Below are 15291 nucleotides of genomic sequence, written 5' to 3' on the forward strand. Positions count from 1 at the left end.
CTACTCAATCGAACGACTTGAGTCGGTAGAGCGCCTCCAACGCTTCCCTCGGGCTCAGCGCATCCGGATGAACCGCATCCAACGCCTCGCGCAGCGGATCACCGGCCACTTCCTCGACCAGATTGGCGAACAGTGGCAGATCGTCGAGCCCCGCCGCCAGTCCGCCCGTTGCGGCTCGACCCGCCTCGAGTTTTGCCAGCACCGCCTTGGCGCGCGCAACGACCGGCGGAGGCAATCCCGCCAGCCGCGCGACCGCGATGCCATAACTCCGGTCTGCTGGCCCCTCCGCCAGCTCGTGGAGCAGGACGAGATCGCCTTTATATTCGCGCGCGCGGACGTGGTGGAGTGACAAGGCGGGGAGATTTTCGGCGAGGCGGGTGAGTTCGTGATAATGCGTCGCGAACAGGCAACGGCATCTGTTCACTTCGTGCACCGCTTCGACCACCGCCCAGGCGATGGCGAGGCCGTCATAGGTCGATGTGCCGCGCCCGACCTCGTCGAGGATGACCAGGCTGTCCGGCCCGGCCTGGGCGAGGATCGCGGCGGTTTCGACCATTTCGACCATGAACGTCGAGCGCCCCCGCGCCAGATTGTCCGACGCGCCGACGCGGCTGAACAGCCGGTCGACGATGCCCAGCGTGGCGCTGGTCGCGGGGACGTAGCAGCCTGCCTGTGCCAGCACGGCGATCAACGCGTTCTGGCGCAGGAACGTCGATTTGCCGCCCATATTCGGGCCGGTGACCAGCCACAGCCGGTCGTCTTCGCTCAGGCGGCAATCATTGGCGACGAACCGCCCGCCCGATTTGCCAACGGCGGCCTCGACCACCGGGTGCCGCCCGCCCTCGATCTCCAGACAGGGATGTTCGACCAGCGATGGCCGGCACCACCCGCCCTCGACCGCGCGTTCGGCCAGTGCGCTGGCGACATCGAGCCGCGCCAGCGCCTCGGCGGTGCGGCAGATTGCGGACGCCTGCGCGACGGCCAGCGCGGTCAGTTCCTCGAGATGCGCCGCCTCCGCAGCCAGCGCGTGAGCCCCCGCTTGCCCGACGGTCGACGCCGCCTCGTGCAGTTCGGGCGAATTGAACCGCACGACGCCCGCGAGCGTCTGGCGATGCGTGAACCCCGAATCGGCGCGCATCAGCGGATCGGCAGCGCGCGCCGGAACCTCGATGTGATAGCCGAGGACGTTGTTGTGCTTGATCCGCAGCGAACCGACACCGGTCGCCACGCGCATCCGTGCTTCGAGCGCGGCAATTTCGCGCCGCCCGCTGCCGCCGGTTTCGCGCAACGCGTCGAGCGCGGCATCGTAACCCGCGGCGATATAGCCGCCATTCGCGGCGTCGATCGGCGGCTCGGGCACCAGCGCGCGGGTCAGCATGTCGATCAGCGCGCCGTGTCCGGACAAATCTGGCGCGAGCTTGGTCAGCAGCGTCGGCGGATTTTCGGTACGCGAAAGCTGCTCGCTCAGCGTCCACGCGCCTGACAGTCCATCGCGCAGCGCCCCGAGATCGCGCGGGCTGCCACGTCCCGCCGACAACCGCCCGAGCGCGCGGGCGATATCGGGCATCCGCCGCAATGTTTCGCGCAATCCTGCGCGGCGCAAACTGTCCTCGGCATAATGGCCGACCAGATCGAGCCGCGACCCGATGTGCGCCCGATCGGTTAGCGGGGCGGACAGGTCGGCGGCGAGGCAGCGCGCACCGCCCGAAGTCACCGTGCGGTCGATGCAATCGAGCAGCGACCCCGCGCGCGCGCCGCCGGTGCTGATGGTCAGTTCGAGACTTTCGCGCGTGGCCGCGTCGATCGCCATGTGATCGCTGGCCAAGCGCCGGGTCGGGGCGCTCAGGAACGGCAATGTGCCTTTGCCGGCATGATCGAGATAGGCGAGCAATCCGCCCGCCGCCGCCAGTTCACAGCGTCCGAAATCGCCGAAGCCGTCGAGCGTGGCAACCCCGTGCAGCGTTTTGAGCCGCGCTTCGCCTTTGGCCGAATCAAAATCCCGGGCGGGTCGCCCAATTGCCGTCGTCCCGGCGAAAGCCGGGACCGCTATCGGTGAAGCACGACCGTCGACAGCGGCCCCGGCCTCCGCCGGGGCGACAGTCTCCTTTGGCCCGATCCTCGCGATCAGCGCATCGACCTCGCCCGCCGCAACTTCGCCCAATTCCATCGCGCCAGTCGAAACGTCGGCTGCGGCATAACCCACCCGGTTGCCCGCCCGCGCCAATGCCACCAGCCAGTTCGCCGCCTTGCCGTCGAACAATACTTCCTCGGTCAGCGTCCCCGCCGTCACCACCCGCACGATTGCGCGCGCCACCAAAGTCTTGCCGCCGCGCGCCTTGGCCTGCGCCGGTGTCTCGATCTGCTCGGCAATCGCGACGCGCTGCCCCGCCCGGATCAACCGTGCGAGATACGCGTCCGCCGCATGCACCGGCACGCCGCACATCGGGATGCGCTCACCGTCATGCTCACCACGCCCCGTCAGCGCGATGTCGAGCAGTTGTGCGGCGACTTTCGCGTCTTCGAAAAACATCTCGAAGAAATCGCCCATCCGGTAAAACAACAGGCAATCGGGTGCTTCGGCCTTGAGCGTCAGATACTGCGCCATCATCGGGGTCGGGGCGGTGGCCATGCGTCAATTGCCCGATACACAATCGCTCGATTGTGGCGATAGGCGGAATGACGCTACACAAAGCGTCGATTGAGGGGAATCACATGAGCGACGAAGCCAACGTCCAGTTTTCCGACCGTGAAGCGTTGCTGTTCCATTCGGAAGGACGACCGGGCAAGCTCGAGATCGTCGCCACCAAGCCGATGGCGACGCAGCGCGATTTGTCGCTGGCTTATTCCCCCGGCGTCGCCGTGCCGGTGCGCGCCATCGCCGAGGATCCGGCGACCGCTTATGATTACACCGCCAAGGGCAATCTGGTCGCGGTGATCTCCAACGGCACCGCCATCCTCGGCATGGGCAATCTGGGCGCGCTGGCGTCGAAGCCCGTGATGGAAGGCAAGGCGGTGCTGTTCAAACGCTTCGCCGACGTCGATTCGATCGATCTGGAGGTCGATACCGAGGATACCGAAGCCTTCATCAACTGCGTCGCGTTGCTCGAACCCAGTTTCGGCGGGATCAACCTCGAAGACATCAAGGCACCCGAATGCTTCATCATCGAACAGGCGTTGAAAGAACGCATGTCGATTCCGGTGATGCATGACGACCAGCACGGCACCGCGATCATCACCGCCGCCGGCCTGATCAACGCCGTGTTCCTGACCGGCCGCAAGATGGACGAGGTCAAAGTGGTCGTGAATGGCGCGGGCGCGGCGGCGATCGCCTGCACCGCGCTGATCAAGGCGATGGGTGTGCGCGGCGACCATGTCATCATGTGCGACCGGTCGGGCGTGATCTATCAGGGCCGCGAAAAGGGCATGGACCAGTGGAAGTCCGCCCACGCGTCGCCGACTGACGCCCGCACGCTCGAAGAGGCGCTCGATGGTGCCGACATTTTCCTGGGGCTCAGTGCCAAGGGTGCGCTCAAGCCCGAATATCTGGCGAAGATGGCCAAGGCCCCGATCATCTTTGCGATGGCCAACCCCGATCCCGAAATCACGCCTCCGGAGGCCAAGGCGGCGCGACCCGATTGCATCATCGCCACCGGACGCTCGGACTATCCGAACCAGGTCAATAACGTCCTCGGCTTCCCGTTTATTTTCCGCGGTGCGCTCGATGTCCGCGCGACCGCGATCAACGAGGAGATGAAGGTCGCGGCGGCGAAGGCAATTGCCGAACTGGCGCGCCAACCAGTGCCGGAGGAAGTCGCGGCGGCCTATGGCGGGCGCACTCCGTATTTCGGCAACGATTATATCATTCCCGCGCCGTTCGATCCGCGCCTGATGGAAATCGTCCCTGCTGCGGTGGCTCAGGCGGCGATGGATTCGGGCGTGGCCGGCAAGCCGATCGAAGACATGGAGGCGTATCGCCAGTCGCTGCGTGCGCGGCTCAATCCGACGACCTCGATCCTCAGCCTGGCCTATCAGGGCGCCCGCGCGACGCCCAAGCGTGTGGTGTTTGCGGAAGGCGAGGAGGAAGTCGTCCTGCGCGCTGCAATCTCGTTCCACGATGGTGGCTATGGCACGCCGGTGCTGGTCGGGCGCGACGACGTGCACGACCGATTGAAGGCGCTGGGCGTCGACAACCCCGAAAAGTTCGAGGTGCATAACAGCCGCAACTCGCCGCTGGTCCCGCAAATGGTCGACATGTTGTACGAACGGCTCCAGCGGCGCGGGTACCTCCGCCGCGAGGTCGAGCGGATGGTCAATCAGGACCGCAACATCTTCGCCGCCGCCCTGCTCAAACTGGGGCAGGCCGATGCGATGATCACCGGCGTCACGCGGACCTATGCCCAGACCATGCGCGACGTCCGCCGGGTGATCGACCACGAACCCGGCCGCACCCCGTTCGGCATCCATGTCCTGGTCGGCCAGGCGCACACCGTGTTCATGGCCGATACCACGGTCAACGAACGCCCCAGCGCGTCCGAGTTGGCCGATATCGCCGAAGGGACCGCAGCGGTCGCGCGACGCATGGGACACGAACCCCGTGTGGCGTTCCTCAGCTATTCGACCTTCGGCAACCCGCCGGGCGCGTTCCTCGAAAACATTCGCGATGCCGTGGGACTGCTCGAACAGCGCGGCGTCGATTTCGAATTCGAAGGCGAAATGGCACCCGATGTCGCGCTCAATCCGAAGGTCTTGGCCAGCTATCCGTTTGCCCGCCTGTCCGGCCCCGCCAACGTGCTGATCATGCCGGGGCTCCAGTCGGCCAACCTCAGTGCCAAGCTGTTGCGCGAACTGGGCGGCGATTCGGTGATCGGGCCGATGCTGATCGGGATGGAACAGCCGGTGCAGGTCGCGACCATGTCATCGACGGCGAGCGAGTTGGTGACGCTGGCGGTGCTCGCGGCGGGCGGTGTGGCCCGATAATGCGCGGCCGATGAGCGCGGGTCTGCAAAACGCGCTGATCGTGTCGTTGTCGGTGATCGTCGCGTCGCTCGCCGCCTGGGTGGCCTTGGCGAGCCGTAACCGGCGTTAGTTGCTGCCGCTGCCGCCGGTCGGGTTGTCGGCGGTGCCGCCGCCCTGGCCGACCGATCCGACCTGACCGATATTGCCGAACAGATCCTCGAAGAAGTTACGGTTACGGCCCAGCGTCGGGGTCTTGTCGCCCACCGGATGGATCGACACGACGCGTGTCAGCCCGAGGTTTTCCGCCGTCGCGACATTGCCCGCCGGATCGAAGCGAACGTGCAGCATCGTTCCTTCCTTGGGCTTGGGATTGCCGAACGCGACCTGCGCCAGCTCACGCCCGACATAATACCAGTCGTTATTGTCGAACTGGCCCATGAACGTCGGCCGGCCGAGCGCGCGTTCGACCGATGCGCGATTGTCCACGCCCGGCTGCACCGACGCGACCAGTTGCGGATCGGTCAGATAGCCCTGGTGCGTCCGCACGGAGGCACAGCCCGAGAGCGCGGCGGCGGTAACGAAGAGCAAACATAGTGAACGCATCATCGGCTTTCGAATTCGCACGCGTGCGATTGCTGTCGCGTGAACGCGCGCCATATGGGATGGGCGCGAAGGCGGCAAGCAGAAGGGCGATGACGTGAGTTTGTGGCGGCGACTGATCGGCAAGGACGGGCGTGACGACTGGCGGCCGCTTTATGCCGCGATCGTGGCGGAGGCGCGCCGACCCGAATGGTATAAGGGCGCTGCGGTGCCCGACACCGTCGAAGGACGGTTTGACATGGTCGCCCTGGTGATGAGCCTGGTGATGATCCGGCTGGAACGCGAAGCCGCCTGGGGTCGCGAAGCTTCGGCGCGCCTCACCGAAGTGTTCGTCGAGGATATGGACGGCACGATGCGCCAATGGGGCGTGGGCGATGTCGTGGTCGGCAAACGGGTTGGCGGCATGATGGGCGCGCTGGGCGGACGGCTGGGGGCCTATCGCTCGACCGACCGGCGCGGGGCGCTGATCCGCAATCTGTATCGCGGCGAAGCCCCGGCTCCGGCGGCGCTTGCGGTGGCGGAAGCGATGGTCGGCGCGCTTGAAGGCGGCCTGGCGATCGTCCCGCGCGATGCGTTGCAGGCAGGACGCCTCGGATGACCGAGCTCGAATTCAGCCGCCGCATCGCGCTGGACACCATCGGCGCGGGCGAGCGGGACGAAGACTTTGCGGCAACGCGTGACGAACGCGACGCGCTGGCCCGGCGGTTCGATTGGCTCGCCGTCGATGAGCTGAAGGGAAGGGCGCGGCTGGCACGCGTTGCCGGCGGCGTGCGCGCCACCGGCCGGCTGCATGCGACCATTGTGCAAAGCTGCGTCGCGACCGGTGCCCCGGTTCGCGAATCGATCGACGAAGCGTTCGACCTGCATTTCGTCGAGGGACTGGCGACGCCCGAGAGCGAAGAAGTCGAACTCGGCGAAAGCGAACTCGACACGCTGCCGATCGAAGGCGGCGCGATCGACCTTGGCGAAGCCGCGGCGCAGACCGTCGCGCTCGCGGCCAACCCCTACCCGCGCTGCGCCGATGCCGACGATGTGAACCTGACCGCCGGCCCCGCCAACGGTGCGTTTGCAGGGCTAAAAGGTCTGATCAGACCCTAGAACGGCACATCATCGTCGAGGTCGGCATCGAACGCCGGCGGACGGCCACCCGTCGCGGCACCGCGATTCTGGTAATTGCCGCGCGGCGCGTCGTCGCGATTCGTACGCTCGTAACCACCACCGCCACCACCGCCGCCGCCGCCTTCGCGACCGTCGAGCAGCACCATCGACGAATTGAAATTCCGCAGCACGACGTCGGTGGAATAGCGGTCGTTGCCGTCCTTATCCTGCCATTTGCGCGTCTCGAGCTGGCCTTCGAGGTAAACCTTCGAGCCTTTTTTCAGATATTGCTCGGCAACGCGCGCGAGGCCGTCCGAAAAGATCGAGACGTTATGCCACTCGGTCTTGTCCTTGCGCTCGCCGGTGTTCTTGTCCTTCCAGCCCTCTGACGTCGCGACCGAAAAGCTGACGACCTTGCCGCCATTGGCGAAGCTGCGGCTTTCGGGATCCTTGCCCAGATTGCCGACCAAAATAACCTTGTTGACGCTGCCTGCCATCGTAACTCCAAACACATCCGTTCGTGCTGAGGAGGGACTGAGCGAAGTCGAAGGCCCGTCTCGAAGCACCGTCCTTCGAGACACCGCTTCGCCAAGCTCAGCGGTTCCTCAGGACTAACGGCAGGTCTTAGAGGCCGAACGCCTTGGCCGTCCAGAACGTAATTCCCGCGGCGACGTAAGCTAGGCCGAACAGATAGGCCAACATGAAGCCCGGCCACTTCCAACCATTGGTCTCGCGCCTCACCACCGCAATCGTCGAAATACACTGCGGCGCGAATACGAACCAGGCGAGGAAGGCCAATGCGGTCGGCAGCGTCCACGCCTTTTTCAACGCACCGACCAGCGAACGGTCGCGGCCGGCATCGTCGCCTCCATTGTCGATCGCATTGACCGTCGCCAGCGCCGACACCGCGACTTCGCGCGCGGCCATCGCCGGGATCAGCGACAGGACGATATCGCGATTGAACCCGATCGGCGCAAAGACCGGGGCGAGGCCATCGGCGATCCGCCCGGCGATCGAATGGTCGACCTGGCTCTTGGCCGACCCTGCGGGCACTTGCGGGAAGCTGAGCAATATCCACAGGATCATCGTAGTCGACGCGATGATAGTGCCCGCGCGCTTCAGAAACACCACCGCCCGCTGCCACAGGCCCAGCGCAACATCGCGCCAATTGGGCCATTGATATTTGGGCATTTCCATCATGAAGCCATGCACCGGCCCCTTGGTTACCGTCCGCCGCAGCAGCAACGCGGCGAGCAACGCGCCGACAATGCCGGATACATACAGGCCGAACAGCACCAACCCCTGCAACCCGAGTCCCGGACCCACCGTGCGCGCCGGAATGAACGCGGCGATGATCACCGCATAGACCGGCAGCCGCGCCGAACACGTCATCAACGGCGCGATCAGGATCGTCGTCAGCCGGTCCTTTTCGTCCTCGATCGTCCGTGTCGCCATGATGCCGGGGATCGCGCAGGCGAAGCTGGACAGTAGCGGAATGAACGCCCGGCCCGACAGCCCGACACTGGCCATCAGCCGGTCCATCAGGAACGCGGCACGGACCATATAGCCCGATGCTTCGAGCAACAGGATGAACAGGAACAGGATCAGGATCTGCGGCAGGAACACCACCACCGCACCGACCCCGGCGATCACACCATCGACCAGGGCCGAGCGCAACAGCCCCGGCGCCATCGCCCCCTCGACGCCTTGGCCCAGTGACGCAAAGCTCGCATCGAGCCAGTCGGCGGGCGCCTGTGCCAGGCTGAACACCGCCTGGAACATCACGAACATCAGCAGCGCGAGGATGATCGGCCCGGCGACCGGGTGCAGCGCCACGCGATCGAGGCTGGCACTGATCCGCCGGTGCGGGCTGTGTTCGGTGGTCACCGCATTGGCGATCTTGCGCGCCGCGCGCTGACGCTGCGTCATGTCGCTCACCGGGACGGCGACCGCCGCGGCCGGTGTGGCATCGACCATCTCGCCGATGCTGGTGAGCAGCTCCTCGAGCCCCCGTTTGCGCACGGCAACGGTCGGCACCACCGGCACGCCCAATTGGGCGGACAAGGCAGCGACATCGATGTGCAGCCCGTCGCGCAGCGCGAGGTCGTGCATGTTGAGCGCCACGACGCACGGCCGCCCGAGTGCGATCAACTCCATCGCAAAGCGCAAATGATTATCGAGATTCGACGCATCGACCACGATCACGATGGCGGACGGAATGCGCTCGCCCTCCTGCTTCCCCAGCACCACGTCGCGCGTGACGCGTTCGTCGGGGCTGGAGGGCGTCAGGCTGTAGGTGCCGGGCAGGTCGACCAGTTCGACCGGGCGTCCGTCGGGCAGCGCCAGCCGCCCGGCATGGCGCTCGACCGTCACCCCCGGATAATTGCCGACCTTCTGCCGCGCGCCGGTCAGCGCGTTGAACAGCGCCGATTTGCCCGCATTGGGATTGCCGACTAGCGCCACCATCGGCGCGGCGAGGATCGTCGTCTCGGCGTTCATGCCGCTTCGACGCCGATCGCGGCGGCATGCGCGCGGCGGATCGCGACCGTCATCCGCCCGACGCGCACCGCCAACGGATCGCGCGCGACGAAGCCGCCGCCGTGGAGCGGTGTCACCGTTACGCCTTCATCGAATCCGAGTTCGCGCAACCGCCGCGCATCGCGTTCGGACAGCGCCGACCAATCGATCGATTCGATCGTGGCTTCGGTGGACAAGGGCAGCTCGGCAAGGTTCACTTGCGAGCGATTATCAGTATCGACAGCGTCGCGCTACTGGCAACGCTAGCGGCGCGGCTCCGACTGATAAACCACCCGCACGGGCTCGTTATACGTCGCCGCAGTGATCATGCCCCACAGCCAGGCGATGCCCCACAACGGAATGCCGACGATCATGCCGACGACCGTGAAGTTGAGTATTGCCGCGAGGCCGCACAGCAACAGCTGCATCAAACCTTGAAACAGCTTGCCAATGACCAGGCTGCCAAGACCGGGGATGAAGAAATTGACGATAACCGCGATTGCTTTCACGTCAGCCTCCTTGCTGTGTTAGCGATGTAAGACGCGCTATAACCGACTGCAAGAGGCGCGATCGTCACGCCACCGGATAACGCAACCGTCCCAGGAACCGCGCCAGGCTCAGCCGGTCGGGCGCCGAGTGCGACAGTCGCGCCTTGGCCTTTTCGAACTGCATCACATTGTCGATCCGCCGGCGCAGGAAGGCGCGCGTGTCGGCATGCCCCTCACTATCGTCGGCCAGCAATACGGTGACCGTCGAGCCATACACCCCCGCGAGCAGCCCGCGCTTGGTATAGTGATTGTAATCCGTCGCGGTATCGCCCGCCGCGCGCCACATCACATCCGCGGCGCGCCAGCCGAGTTTTGCCGCGCGAACCAGATTTTGCGGCTGGGCGAGAATCGCAACGGCCCGGCGCAGCGCTTCCAGATCGGGAATGACGACGTCGATCCGCGCCTCGACCAGCGCCGTAATCCGCTCGCGGATTTTCATCGCCGCCAGCCGTTCGGCGGGCAGCCGCGTGAGCATCGCCGCATCGACGACTGCAAACCACGCGTCGATCATGTCCATCGCGCCGCCGGGAAAGGCCAGCCGCGCCACGGCGGGATCGATCTGCGTCTCGGTGGCCGCCAGCGTCAGCGCCGCATCGCCCCAACCGTCGAACGCGGCATGGTGCGGCAGCGCGGCGGCGAGCGTTTCGCGCATCTGGTCCAGAGTGGCTTCGGTCATGACAGTGCGGAAATGCGCTGCTAGGGCGTCACGGTCAATAAATTCCGTGGGATCGTCATGGCGAAGTTTTTAGGCAGTTTGGGGAATGCGCTGCTCGTCGGCTTCGCGTTGCTGGTCATCGTGATCTTCGCTTTCCACGGCGGCACCGACGCACCGACCTATATGCAATGGCTGTTCCGTTACCTGCACGTCCTGTTCGGCGTGATGTGGATCGGGCTGCTTTACTATTTCAACTTCGTCCAGATCCCGACGATGCCGACCGTGCCTGCGGAACTGAAGCCGGCCGTCTCCAAATATATCGCCCCCGCGGCCCTGTTCTGGTTCCGCTGGGCGGCGCTGCTGACCGTGTTGATGGGCCTGGTCATTGCCAGCCACCCGCCGCAGGGCATCTCGAGCTATCTGGTCCCGGCGCTGACGTTCCAGCACCCGTATCAAATGATCGGCACCGGCATGTGGCTGGGCCTGATCATGGCGTTCAACGTCTGGTTCCTGATCTGGCCCAACCAGAAAAAGGCGCTCGGGATCGTCGAAGTCGATGCCGATGCCAAGGCGAAGGCGGCGACCACGGCGATGATGTTCAGCCGGATCAACACCATCCTGTCGATCCCGATGCTCTACACCATGGTGACGCAGCAGGCCGGGCTGGTCAGCTAAAGGTGGTCAACGCCTCCGGCTATTTGGCCGGAGGCGCGAACACGCCGCAAGCGATCCGCGCGCCGCTATTGCCGCTGGGGTCGGATTTATAGTCGTCGGCCCCTGCGTGAATCACGATGGCCGCGCCATCCTGGTCCATCAGCGCGGTAAAATCGCCCGGGACATCCGCCGACATCGATCCCTTGCCGTCCTTGCCGACGATCAGATTCTTGAAATCGCCGGCATGCTTGCCCTGCGGATTGTTCATGCCGTGCATCCGCCCGGAGGGGTTCCAGTGACCGCCCGCGGTCTCGAACCCCGGCGCGTCGCAGCGCCCGACGGTGTGGATGTGGATGCCATGCGGCCCCGGCGGCAAGTCGCGCACATCGACCAGCAGCCGCATGATCCCGCCAGCCACCGCGATGGTCGCGGTGCCCTTGTCGGCGCCGGTGGCGTCCTGCATCTTCGCCGCGATCTGTTGTTCGGGTTTGAGGCTGCCGTCGGGAGAGGGCAGCGGATCGGCGGCCAGCGTACGCGCTGCGACGATCAGGCAGCCACCGGCGATCAGGAATCCGTAGCGCATCAACACTCTCCAGCATCCTCTTATAATCGCGATCCTATGGTGAACCGCTCAAACGTCAACTTGTTGCGAGTGGCGCTGTGAACCGAGCATTGCTATCGCGCCGCCATGCCCGGAAAAACATTCGATCAGTGGAACGTGGGGGACCGCATCGTCCACGACCTTCACCGGACCGTGACCGATACGGACAACGTGCTGATCACCACGCTGACGCACAATCCGCAGCCGTTGCATCTCGACGCCGACTATGCCGCCGGGACCGAATTCGGTCAGGTCGTCGTCAACGGCATCTTCACGTTCGGATTGATGGTCGGGGTCAGCGTCGGCGACACCACGCTGGGAACGCTCGTCGCCAATCTGGGCTATGACAAGGTCGTGATGCCCAAGCCGGTGTTTATCGGCGATACCCTGCGCGGCGAGACCGAAGTCGTCGAATTGCGAGAGAGCAAGTCGCGGCCCGACGCCGGGATCGTCACCTTCAAGCACCGCATGCTCAACCAGCGCGACGAGGAAGTTTGCTCGTGCCTGCGCACCGCGTTGCTGCGCCGGGCATGACGTTGCGTTCACTGCTGTTCGTGCCGGGCGACCGGCCGGACCGCTTCGCCAAGGCGGCGGCGAGCGGTGCCGATGCGCTGATCCTCGATCTGGAAGACGCCGTCGCGCCCGACCGCAAGGCGGAGGCGCGCAAGGCGATCGCCGATGCGCTGCCCGGTGCGACGGTGCCGATGTTCGTTCGCGTCAACCCGCTCGACAGCAGCTTTCACGCCGACGACATTGCAGCGATTGCCGGGCTGCCGATCGCGGGCGTGTTGCTGCCCAAGGCCGAAGGCGCGGCTGACGTGCGGCGGCTGGCGGCGGAACTGCCCGGCGTGCCGATCCTGCCCATCGCAACCGAAACGCCCAAGGCGATCTTTGCTCTCGGCAGTTACGGTGAGGTCGCCGAGCATTTGATCGGGCTGACCTGGGGCGCCGAGGACTTGCCCGCCGCGATCGGTGCGACGACCAGCCGCGACGAAAACGGCGATTATCACGCGCCGTACCAACTCGCGCGCTCGCTGACGCTGTTCGCCGCACATGCTGCGGGCGTCCCGGCGATCGAGACCGTCTCGCCCGACTTTCGCGATCTCCAGCGCCTCGAAATCTACGCGCGCGCGGGCTTCCGCGACGGCTTCTCGGGAATGATGGCGATCCACCCGGCGCAAGTGCCGGTGATCAACGCATCCTTCTCGCCCTCGCCCGAACAGATCGAGGCGGCGCGACGCGTCGTGGACGCCTTCGCTGCCGATCCGGCAGCGGGCGCGCTGCAGATCGATGGCAAGATGATCGACGCGCCGCATCTGAAGGCGGCGCAGCGCCTGCTTGCGGGGATTTCAGAATGACCAGGATTGCACTTCTCGCCGGGGACGGCATCGGCCCCGAAGTGACCGAACAGGCGCGGCGTGTCCTGACCGTCGTCCGCCCCGATCTCGAATTCGTCGAAGCGTTGGTTGGCGGCGCGGCCTATCGTGTCAGCGGCCACCCGTTGCCGCCCGAAACCCTCGACATCGCCCGCAACAGCGCCGCGATCCTGTTCGGCGCGGTCGGCGATTTCTCGCTCGACACATTGCCGCGCGAACTGCGCCCCGAGCAGGCAATCCTCGGGCTACGTCGCGAGCTCGACCTGTTCGCCAATCTCCGCCCCGCGATAGTCTGGCCCGCCCTCGCCGATGCGTCGTCGCTCAAGCCCGAAATCGTCGCGGGGCTCGACATCCTGATCATCCGCGAACTCACCGGCGACATTTATTTCGGCCAGCCCAAGGGCATCGCCATCAATGCCGCCGGCCTGCGCGAAGGCCATGACACGATGCGCTATGACGAAGCGCAAATCGCCCGCGTCGCGCATGTCGCGTTCCAGGCGGCGGAAAAGCGCAGCAAGCGCGTCACCTCGGTCGACAAGGCCAACGTGCTCGAAACCATGCAGTTGTGGCGCGATGTCGTCATCGAAGTGTCGCGCGACTATCCCGGCATCGCGCTCGACCACATGTACGTCGACAACGCCGCGATGCAGCTGGTCAAGAATCCCAAGGCGTTCGACGTGATCCTGACCGGCAACATGTTCGGCGATATTTTATCCGATCAGGCGTCGATGCTCACCGGTTCGATCGGCATGCTGCCCTCCGCGTCGCTCAACGCCGACAGCCTCGGCCTCTACGAACCGATTCACGGCTCCGCACCCGATATCGCCGGACAGGATGCGGCGAACCCGCTCGCGACGATCCTCAGCGCGGCGATGCTCCTGCGCCACTCGCTGGCCGATGAAGCGGGCGCGGTGCGGATCGAGAGCGCCGTCGAAGCCGCGCTCGCCAGCGGCGCGCGCACGCGTGATCTCGGCGGCAAAATGGGCTGCACGGCGATGGGTGACGCGGTTCTGGCGGCACTGTAGGTTGTAAACGCTGAAAGCCGTGTTATAACGCCCGTATGAACGCGATCATCAAACTCTCCAAGATCGGCAATTCTGCGGGCGTCCTGCTGACGCGCGACGTGGTTGCGCATCTCGGCGCGGAGCTTGGCGATCAGCTGTCGCTGTCGATCACCCCAGAGGGGATCGAGATCAAGCCGTTCCGCGCCGATTTCGAAGCACAAATGGCGGCGGCGCGCGATGTGATGGATCGCCGCAAGCGCGCTCTCCGCGAACTCGCCAAGTAAGTCGCCATGACCGACTGGATCTGGATCGCGACGGAAGTCGCGGCGGCGGCGCATCTTGAGCAATTAGCCGAACATGGCGGGGGCGAGGGTGTGCGTGATGCGCGCCTCCTCGACAGTGCGATGGCGCGCCCGCAAAATCTCGCGGCCTATGGTGAGTCCGATGCCGCTGCGTTGGCGGCGAGCTACGCCTATGGAATCGCGCGCAATCACCCGTTCGTCGACGGCAATAAGCGCACGGCGGCGGTCGTCAGCGAGACCTTTTTGGTAATGAACGGCTACGAGCTTCACGCAACCGACGCCGAATTGGTCGTCGCATTCCTTGCCCTCGCGGCGGGCGAATTCGCTGAAGAAGAGCTCGCCGACTGGTTCCGGACGCGCCTGGCCGATCAGACGCCGGGATAAGTCTCCGCCTTCAACAATTTTGCCAGATGCGCGGCGTTGGACGCGGTCTGTGCTGCGGTTTCCTTGACCTTGTCGGGCACCGCTTTCAGTTGATTGAAGTCGGTCTTGCCCATCGCCTCGCCGACCCAGTAACACGTCGCCGACGCCGGGATCGTCCAGCCGGTATCGCAAAGTGATTGATAGACCTGCGCCGATACGCAATGCGCGCCGTCCTCGTTGCCGACCACCGCGAGCAATGCGATCTTGCCGAAGCTCGGCATGCGGCCCTTGTCGTCGGTTTCGCTGAGGAACGCGTCCATCCGCTCGCATACGCGCTTGGCGATGCTCGACGGCTGACCCATCCAGATCGGGGTGCCGAAGATCAAAATGTCGGCGGCAAGGATTTTCTTGCGGATGTCCGGCCACGCATCGCCATCGCCTTCATCCGAACTCACGCCCGGCTTCACATCATGATCGGCAATGCGGATCGTCTCGCCGACCTCGACCCCGCGCGACTTCAATTCGCCCGCGACAAGGTCGATCATCGCGTCGGTCGAACTGGGTTTGCCGCCGCTCTTCTTGAGCGAACAGTTTATCGCGATGGCCGTGAGCGTCAT

General features: G+C 65.3%; 18 protein-coding genes. 9 read left to right on the forward strand and 9 right to left on the reverse strand.

The features are described 5' to 3' along the window. Positions 1–4: 4 nt before the first annotated feature. Positions 5–2608, reverse strand: coding sequence for a DNA mismatch repair protein MutS (gene mutS / locus ACM9ME_RS03370; protein WP_415642097.1), 2604 nt, complete (start codon positions 2606–2608; stop codon positions 5–7). A 104-nt stretch (positions 2609–2712) separates the two neighbouring features. Here mutS and ACM9ME_RS03375 point away from each other — a divergent pair, with 104 nt between their 5' ends. Continuing rightward, entirely contained in the window at positions 2713–4977 is a 2265-nt protein-coding gene (locus tag ACM9ME_RS03375) for an NADP-dependent malic enzyme (protein WP_415642019.1), read from the forward strand. A 105-nt stretch (positions 4978–5082) separates the two neighbouring features. On the opposite strand, the gene ACM9ME_RS03380 is transcribed toward ACM9ME_RS03375, so the two are convergent. Then, positions 5083–5559: an outer membrane protein assembly factor BamE gene (locus ACM9ME_RS03380; RefSeq protein WP_415642020.1), complete on the reverse strand. Its 477-nt coding sequence runs from the start codon at positions 5557–5559 to the stop codon at positions 5083–5085. Positions 5560–5653: 94 nt separating this feature from the next. Here ACM9ME_RS03380 and ACM9ME_RS03385 point away from each other — a divergent pair, with 94 nt between their 5' ends. Both ACM9ME_RS03385 and ACM9ME_RS03390 read left to right on the forward strand, forming a co-directional pair. Next, positions 5654–6154 (forward strand): ubiquinol-cytochrome C chaperone family protein, encoded by a 501-nt coding sequence (locus ACM9ME_RS03385; RefSeq protein WP_415642021.1) that lies wholly within the window; start codon positions 5654–5656, stop codon positions 6152–6154. Next, complete coding sequence (locus ACM9ME_RS03390; RefSeq protein WP_415642022.1) at positions 6151–6654, forward strand: YceD family protein; 504 nt, start codon at positions 6151–6153, stop codon at positions 6652–6654. The genes ACM9ME_RS03385 and ACM9ME_RS03390 overlap by 4 nt, the downstream gene beginning before the upstream one ends. On the opposite strand, the gene ssb is transcribed toward ACM9ME_RS03390, so the two are convergent. The 5 genes from ssb to ACM9ME_RS03415 form a co-directional block, all read right to left on the reverse strand. Then, positions 6651–7151, reverse strand: coding sequence for a single-stranded DNA-binding protein (gene ssb, locus ACM9ME_RS03395; RefSeq protein ID WP_415642023.1), 501 nt, complete (start codon positions 7149–7151; stop codon positions 6651–6653). The genes ACM9ME_RS03390 and ssb overlap by 4 nt on opposite strands. A 127-nt stretch (positions 7152–7278) precedes the next feature. Beyond that, positions 7279–9153, reverse strand: a complete 1875-nt coding sequence (gene feoB / locus ACM9ME_RS03400; RefSeq protein WP_415642024.1) for a ferrous iron transporter B — start codon at positions 9151–9153, stop codon at positions 7279–7281. Continuing rightward, on the reverse strand, positions 9150–9389 hold the full coding sequence (locus ACM9ME_RS03405) for a FeoA family protein (protein ID WP_415642025.1): 240 nt from the start codon (positions 9387–9389) through the stop codon (positions 9150–9152). The genes feoB and ACM9ME_RS03405 overlap by 4 nt, the downstream gene beginning before the upstream one ends. A 45-nt stretch (positions 9390–9434) precedes the next feature. Further along, positions 9435–9680: a hypothetical protein gene (locus ACM9ME_RS03410; RefSeq protein WP_415642026.1), complete on the reverse strand. Its 246-nt coding sequence runs from the start codon at positions 9678–9680 to the stop codon at positions 9435–9437. A gap of 64 nt (positions 9681–9744) precedes the next feature. Next, a complete protein-coding gene (locus ACM9ME_RS03415) occupies positions 9745–10395 on the reverse strand; it encodes a COQ9 family protein (protein WP_415642027.1) in 651 nt (216 codons plus the stop codon). Positions 10396–10452: 57 nt separating this feature from the next. Between ACM9ME_RS03415 and ACM9ME_RS03420 the strand changes: the two genes are divergently transcribed. Next, complete coding sequence (locus ACM9ME_RS03420) at positions 10453–11049, forward strand: urate hydroxylase PuuD (RefSeq protein ID WP_415642028.1); 597 nt, start codon at positions 10453–10455, stop codon at positions 11047–11049. A gap of 19 nt (positions 11050–11068) precedes the next feature. Here ACM9ME_RS03420 and ACM9ME_RS03425 read toward each other — a convergent pair whose 3' ends face one another. Next, positions 11069–11611 (reverse strand): superoxide dismutase family protein, encoded by a 543-nt coding sequence (locus ACM9ME_RS03425; RefSeq protein ID WP_415642029.1) that lies wholly within the window; start codon positions 11609–11611, stop codon positions 11069–11071. 105 nt (positions 11612–11716) lie between these two features. On the opposite strand from ACM9ME_RS03425, the gene ACM9ME_RS03430 reads away from it, so the two are divergent. Genes ACM9ME_RS03430 through ACM9ME_RS03450 form a run of 5 tightly spaced genes read left to right on the forward strand, consistent with a single transcriptional unit; the run spans position 11717 to position 14695 of the window. After that, positions 11717–12163: a MaoC family dehydratase gene (locus tag ACM9ME_RS03430; protein WP_415642030.1), complete on the forward strand. Its 447-nt coding sequence runs from the start codon at positions 11717–11719 to the stop codon at positions 12161–12163. Beyond that, entirely contained in the window at positions 12160–12987 is an 828-nt protein-coding gene (locus ACM9ME_RS03435; protein WP_415642031.1) for an HpcH/HpaI aldolase/citrate lyase family protein, read from the forward strand. Before ACM9ME_RS03430 ends, ACM9ME_RS03435 begins: the two co-directional genes overlap by 4 nt. Next, entirely contained in the window at positions 12984–14030 is a 1047-nt protein-coding gene (leuB, locus tag ACM9ME_RS03440; protein ID WP_415642032.1) for a 3-isopropylmalate dehydrogenase, read from the forward strand. The genes ACM9ME_RS03435 and leuB overlap by 4 nt, the downstream gene beginning before the upstream one ends. Before the next feature lie 35 nt (positions 14031–14065). Next, complete coding sequence (locus ACM9ME_RS03445) at positions 14066–14293, forward strand: AbrB/MazE/SpoVT family DNA-binding domain-containing protein (RefSeq protein WP_415642033.1); 228 nt, start codon at positions 14066–14068, stop codon at positions 14291–14293. A gap of 6 nt (positions 14294–14299) precedes the next feature. Beyond that, positions 14300–14695, forward strand: coding sequence for a type II toxin-antitoxin system death-on-curing family toxin (locus tag ACM9ME_RS03450; protein ID WP_415642034.1), 396 nt, complete (start codon positions 14300–14302; stop codon positions 14693–14695). On the opposite strand, the gene ACM9ME_RS03455 is transcribed toward ACM9ME_RS03450, so the two are convergent. Further along, a complete protein-coding gene (locus ACM9ME_RS03455) occupies positions 14680–15291 on the reverse strand; it encodes a flavodoxin family protein (protein ID WP_415642035.1) in 612 nt (203 codons plus the stop codon). The two genes, ACM9ME_RS03450 and ACM9ME_RS03455, sit on opposite strands and share 16 nt — an antisense overlap.

The organism is Sphingomonas antarctica (genome assembly GCF_965137005.1).
Taxonomy (GTDB): domain Bacteria; phylum Pseudomonadota; class Alphaproteobacteria; order Sphingomonadales; family Sphingomonadaceae; genus Sphingomonas_O; species Sphingomonas_O antarctica.